Source organism: Clostridium sp., assembly GCF_036639235.1.
In the GTDB taxonomy this organism is placed as follows: domain Bacteria; phylum Bacillota; class Clostridia; order Clostridiales; family Caloramatoraceae; genus Clostridium_AB.
The window spans coordinates 1-6,786 of the sequence record NZ_JAVWJB010000058.1 but is presented as its reverse complement, the minus strand read 5'-3'; the positions used below and the strand labels follow the sequence as shown (position 1 = coordinate 6,786).

Annotated in this window: 4 protein-coding genes; 1 reads left to right on the top strand and 3 read right to left on the bottom strand. The window is 31.0% G+C overall.

What is annotated here, in order from left to right; genetic code table 11:
• The 3 genes from RR539_RS09830 to RR539_RS09820 form a co-directional block, all read right to left on the bottom strand.
• Positions 1 to 239, bottom strand: a 239-nt coding sequence (locus RR539_RS09830) for a hypothetical protein (RefSeq protein WP_332500383.1), incomplete at its 3' end; no start/stop codon positions are given.
• Between the two features lie 226 nt (positions 240 to 465).
• A complete protein-coding gene (locus RR539_RS09825; protein ID WP_332473753.1) occupies positions 466 to 1,245 on the bottom strand; it encodes a response regulator in 780 nt (259 codons plus the stop codon).
• A 207-nt stretch (positions 1,246 to 1,452) separates the two neighbouring features.
• Positions 1,453 to 3,807, bottom strand: coding sequence for a bifunctional diguanylate cyclase/phosphodiesterase (locus tag RR539_RS09820; RefSeq protein ID WP_332473752.1), 2,355 nt, complete (start codon positions 3,805 to 3,807; stop codon positions 1,453 to 1,455).
• A 669-nt stretch (positions 3,808 to 4,476) separates the two neighbouring features.
• Here RR539_RS09820 and RR539_RS09815 point away from each other — a divergent pair.
• The gene (locus tag RR539_RS09815) at positions 4,477 to 6,765 is read left to right on the top strand and encodes a bifunctional diguanylate cyclase/phosphodiesterase (RefSeq protein ID WP_332473751.1); all 2,289 of its coding nucleotides are present in this window, start codon (positions 4,477 to 4,479) and stop codon (positions 6,763 to 6,765) included.
• The last annotated feature ends 21 nt before the right edge of the window (positions 6,766 to 6,786 follow it).

Here is a 6,786-nt window from a genome sequence, read left to right as displayed (position 1 = left end):
ATCTTACCAACCATGCTCTTAGCTTTTCTAAGCTGAGTATTAAAATGATTTAAGTTCTTTTGTCCTAGATAATTTTTTCTAATAGTGTTCTCTAAATAGCTAACCTGTTCACCTGCTAGCTGCGTTGTAGACTTCTTTGCTTCAACCTCAATAGGAGAGTCAATAGCTGAAACAAATGAAGTAGCACACATAGTTATAACAAGACCACCAGCCAATGCCTGCCTAAATTTCTTATTCATTTTCTTCCCCCTTAAAATCATTACTTTTACAAAATCGTTAAACAAAATCTAATAAATATATTTAAATTCACATAATAAATACAATCCTATAAAACCCGTTTCCATTACTTCATTAATTTTATAATATAGTATACCTTTATCTCTATTAGTATATTCTTACATATATTCTACCTCAATACAATATAAAACAGGAAAAAATCCTGCAGACTATTCGTCTACAGGATTTCTAATTTCTAGTATATTTTCTTAGTTTACCTAGTATTAAATCTCTGTTATATGGCTTTAAAACATATCCATCTATGTCTGCCTTTCTAACTTCCTTAATAACAAACCCATCGCTTATAGCCGATGATATTATTATAGGAATTCTATATGTGGTGTTTAATTTTCTAATATATTTAACGAGTGTTAGTCCATCAATAACCGGAAGTGCTATTTCCATTATAATGACCTTAATTTTCCCACCAGACTCTATGATTTTTGTTATTTCATTTAAACCCTCTAGGGCATTATTAAAAACCAAGGTTTCGTTATCCTCAGAATTAATTATTTGAGATAAAATGTCACCTGATAATCTGTCCTTATCTATAATGACAATTAATTCCCTCCCTAAATATTCTCCATTCTCATCCCCACCTGAGGCAACAACCTCAAAGCCTGCTAGAATAGATTTTAAAGTATCTACAAAATGGGGAAGTGCTATAAATATATTCCCATCTACATAGGTTTTAATTGCAAGTTCTAAATTTATGGAATCACTATATAATTTTTTCATCGAAAGATTACCTGCAGCACCCTTAACAAGATAAACAATATTAAGAGCCTCTTCATACCTATTTTTAGAAAGCAAGTCTATAACCTTCTCATCCATTCCGTTATAGTCTAAATAAAAGTCTGATAATAACTTATTAAGTGTATCCTCGTTACTATTCCCTATTCTCTCAAACACCTCATGAGCATCTACAAAGTCTAATACATTGCCTTTGCATCTAATAACCAAATCCACACCCCACAAATATTCCAATAGTTTAAACTTATTTCCCAATTTAAGTTTCGACCCTTTAATTCCACTACTTTATATCATCCCTACATGCTATTCCAAATAAGAGATATTGTGAATTTAAATAGAGTAAAAACAAGGGGAATCTCAATTAATTGAGATTCCCCTGTTTTTATTACCCTTAATATATGTTTAAAATTAAATTATAAGCAATTATTTAAGTAGCATCGGGTCCTTTGCTGTTGCGGTTTCTCTTTCTTGAAGTGTTTTAATAAGCTTTTCAAAGTCTCCAACTGGCATAGGTCTGTTAAATGCATATCCTTGTACCATATCACATCCAACCTGCTTTAAGAATTCTGTTTGATTCTTAGTTTCAACCCCTTCAGATACCACATCAAGATTAAGTGATTTTGCAAGTTCTACAATAGCCTTTAGAACATTTTTACTCTTATCATTTTCCTCTATATCGACTATAAATGACCTATCTATTTTAAGAATATCAATAGGCATAGATTTAAGATAACTTAAACAAGAATATCCTGTTCCAAAATCATCTATTGAAACCTTAATACCAAGGTCCCTAAAGCCCATTATTGTATTCTTAGCAAAGTCCACATCATTTAAAGCTGCACTTTCTGTAAGTTCTATTTCTATATATTTAGGATCAACACAACTTCTTCTTATGGTTTCCTTAGTACTTTTTATAAAGTCTGTTTGATACATTTCAGCCTTTGAGAAATTAACTGAAATAGGCACAACATCATACCCTGAATCACTCCAAGACTTAATTTTGTCACAAACGCTATTAAGCACCCATCGCCCTATAGGAATTATAAGTCCTGTTTTCTCTGCTACAGGAATAAATTTCCCAGGGCTAATCATTCCCTTATCAGGATGAATCCATCTAATTAACGCCTCTGCACCAACTAGCTCATTGGTACTTAATTTATACTTAGGCTGGTAATAAACCTCAAACTGCTCTTTTTCGATTGCCTTAATTATTTCACCCTCAAGATTCTTCTCCTCAACTAGATTATCACGGATGGAATCATTAAAAAATGCAAGTCTTCTTTGATATTGACCCTTAACTGTTTTTCTTGCCATATTAGCCTTATTGGATATTGTTGTAACCTCTTCTAAATGGCTGTTTATAACATACACCCCATATGACATAAGTAGGTCAACGTGTGGCTTAGTTTCAACTGCAAAGTTTTTAATATTATGTTCAATTTCAGCTACTATTCCAATTAGATACATATCAATATCGGTGTATTCAGTATCCATAGTTGATTTATCATGTCCTATAATGTGATTATAATCATACTTTGGAACAATAGTTGAAAGTTTTTTATCTGTAATTCTAATTAATACCCCAAATAAATCATTTGAAAATCTAGCATAAACCTGATCCTCAACAAAGGTTTCCTTTAATATATAAGCAATATTTTTAAGTATTTCATCTCCAAATTTATACCCAAACATATCATTAGTAACCTTAAAATTATTAATATCAAAATAAATCATTGCATATGTGCCTGACTTCTTCTTTAAAATAGCCTCAGCATCTCTTTGGAATCCATAAAGATTATTTATTCCTGTAACCTTATCAACATATGCTAGCTCCTCATATTTCTTTTCGCTTTTTCTATAATCTATATATATATAAGCTAAAAGTCCGCTAAACACCAATATAATTAATAGCGCCATTCCAACACTACTTTCAAGAACCAATGATGTTTTTTGAGTCACAACACTAACAGGTGCTGTATTTACTATATACCAGTCATTAATACCCTCGATTTTACTGTGAACAGCATATAGCTCCTGTCCATTAAACTTAACCTTAGTTGCCCGTCTATCCCCTGTAGTCATTAAGGAGTGATACCCCGTGTCAAGTCCTTCCTCATTAACATGTAATTGATCTACACTGACTAAACTGCTTTGCCCCTTTTCTTGAAACACTACCTTACCAAGGCTATCAACAACAAATGAGTGTCCTGTTCCTGAAAAAAATGGTTCAAACAAGGATTTACAAAGTGATGGTACATCCTTACTTGCAGTAATAACACCAACAACCCTATTGTCATCTATAATTGGAACATAGAAAACCATAATATCTATTCCACTTACCTTATCAGCAAATGGCTCAGATATATATGTCTTCCCTGAAAGTGATTCCCTGAACCCAGGCTCATTACTTAAGTCTAGTTGATATCCATCTGTACTTTTATATACACCTTTCCTATCAGTTAATCCCAGTCTTATATAGTCCTTATATTCTTCCTTTTCAGCAAGAAACTTAAGCTTCTCATTAATTGAAGCATTACTATATAGAATAGGACTTCTAGATATATCTGATAATATATCTAAACGTGCATTTACCTTAGTTGAAAAAGTCGCTGCCCTTTGAAGTGATATATCATTTAAATAGCTCTTAGTCTCTTCACCTAAGAGGTTAGACACATTTCTAACATATCCGTACATTGATAAGCAAAATACACCTATAAGAACAGAAAGAGCAATGATAACCAAATTACGATTAGACCTGCCTTTTATACTACCATTCACCTTTCTTCCCCCTACGAAAGTTATTTCCTAATTACAAGTAATTAAAATTATTTCAATATTATTAATTAACACACAATATATGGAATATTATATACTTTTTACTTCTATATTAAAAGGTAATTTTCCTATAATTTTCACAAAAACAATACATTTTATTTAATTTTTGTATAATATATACACATTTAAAGGGATTAATATGATGACTATTTGGCAATATTAATAATAATTTCATTTTTAGGAGGTGCCCCATGTCTAAACCGAACAAAACAACACATAAATCAACATCATGCCAGAAAGGTCATGAAAAAGGAATAGTTGGTAAGAAGACCCACGCTTAAGCCTATGTTTTAAGTATTTTTATACCATACATAGTACACCAGGCTATAATTAGCCTGGTGTACTTTTGTTACCTATTAGTATTAATATTTTTCCTATGTAGTATTTATACAATATTTTAAACATATTTATGCATTTGTAAATTACCACTTACCTTTTTCCGTATAATATACGATAATTCCCTTAGAGAATCTATATTTTTACATTTTTTAATTATTTTTTTAGTAAATTTGTAATTTTTTATAATACAAACTTATAAATTAAGGTATTTTATAATATAATATACTTAATATGAATATTTTTGTTTAAAATGTATCGGAGGTGCCTAACTATATGGGTATTTTTTTAAAAAATACTAAGAAAAAGCTTAAAAATAGTGTACCTATAATATACAATATGAAGCCTTCCTTTCTAGTTCAGATAGTTATAATTATACTAGTTATTTTAGTTCTAACACTTACATCAGCCTATTATATGAATAACGTTAATAACTTTCTTTCTAATGATAGGAAAATGTATTTAGATGAGGTATCTAACCAAAATGCTGAAACTTTGCGAACCCAAATACAGGATGATATAAATACTTTAAAATCTATTTCCTTAGCAATTGATGCCTATAACGGGTTAACTAATGAGAAGTTTTTTATCCTACTTAATAATCAAGCTAAGCTAAATAATTTTAAAAGAATATCACTTACCACCCCTGGTGGAAAAACCTATTCCTCAGATGGAAAAAGTCATAAAGTTCCTAGTCCTTTATGTATCACAAAATCACTTAATGGTGAAATCTCTGTTTGTGGCCCTATAAAGGACCATCAAGATGGAAACAATGTTTTTGTTTACTCTATACCTGTTTACAAAAACAAAACCCTAATATATTCACTATCAGCAATCTATGATGCGGAGTCCTTTGTTAAGGATTTAGATATGTCTAACTTTGGAGAAGACGCATTTTTTATTATAACTAATAAAAATGGGGATATGATTCTAAATTCCAACAAACCAAATTCCATGAATACAAAGGCTAATATATTCGATCAAAACTTCTACCAACGGGGAGAGTTTAAAGACTATAGCAAAATAAAAGCTAACGAAAATATGTTTAAAACTGGTAAAAGTGGCTTTATTAAGTTTAGTGATCTAGATCAGGAAAAAATCCTAAACTACACCCCACTTAAAATTAACGACTGGTACTTACTCACAATAATAAATACTACACACATTAATTCTAAGAACCAACATATTGTCCAAACAACCCTTGCACTATGTATGTCTTCAATTGTTATTATAACCTGCCTTGTTATTCTTATAAGATACCTTCACACTAAAAATAAACGTGAAGTTGAAACTATTTATTATATGGACAATATTACAAGGGGTAATAATTTCAATAAGTTTGCAGTTGATTCTAAGACTATTCTTAAGCATAGCCATCATAAAACCTATGCTGTTGTTACCTTTGATATTGATAAGTTTAAATACGTTAATGATGTATTCGGCTTTGATAAGGGGAATGAGATCCTCGAACTTATATACGGAATAGTAGATAATAATCTTAAATCAAATGAAGTATGCTGCAGGGTAAGTCATGATATTTTCAGTATGTTAGTTCTCTATAAAAATGATGAGCTACTTGTAAAGAGACTTAAAAAGATTAACGAAGATATATGTACTAATGTACAGGAGATTATTAATCATAGAATACTTATAAACTACGGAATACATGTAATTGAGGATAATACAGCTGATATTAACCTCTTAAGTGATATGTCCCATATGGCACTTAAACGTGCTAAGGGCAATTTTAGAACCTGTTTTTCATTCTATGACACTAGTATATTTGAGACACTACAGGAACAAGTAGAAATAGAAAATAGCATGAAATCTTCACTGGAGCTTGGTGAATTTAAGGTTTATTTACAGCCTAAATACGACCTAAACACCAATACCATTGTAGGTGCAGAAGCTCTTATTAGATGGCATCACCCTACCAAGGGGGTTATTCCACCTGATAAGTTTATTCCACTATTTGAGAAGAACAGATTTATTTCTAATATTGATAGATATGTATTTAAAGAAGTTTGCAAGACCCTTAGAAAATGGATAGACAGTGGCTATGACCCACTCCCCCTATCAGTTAACCTATCTAAGGTTCATATACATAACAACAAATTTATATCACAGTACAAAGAAATTATGAACACCTACTCTATTCCTCCATCCTTAATAGAAATAGAATTTACAGAAAGTGTTGCAATACATAATATTGATGTACTTCAAAATACTATGAATAAACTTAAAGATATTGGATTTTTAATTGCCATGGACGACTTTGGTGCAGGATACTCCTCACTAAACATACTTAAGGATATTCCAGTAGACGTTCTTAAACTTGACCGTGAATTCCTATCAGAAAACTTTAACACTGATAGGGGCCAAATAATATTATCAAGTATAGTTTCTATGACCAAAAAGCTTAACATTCAAATTGTATCTGAGGGTATAGAAACCCTTTCCCAGGCTAATTACATGAGAAGCATCGGATGCGACCTAGCCCAGGGATACTATTTTGATAAGCCTATGCTTATAGAAGAATTCGAAAATAAACACTACAAAAACTAAAACAAGGTCATCTCAAAGTAA

Excerpts from the sequence above, each read along its gene's own strand:
- RR539_RS09815 (WP_332473751.1), top strand. The coding sequence starts at position 4,477 with ATGGGTATTTTTTTAAAAAATACTAAGAAAAAGCTTAAAAATAGTGTA.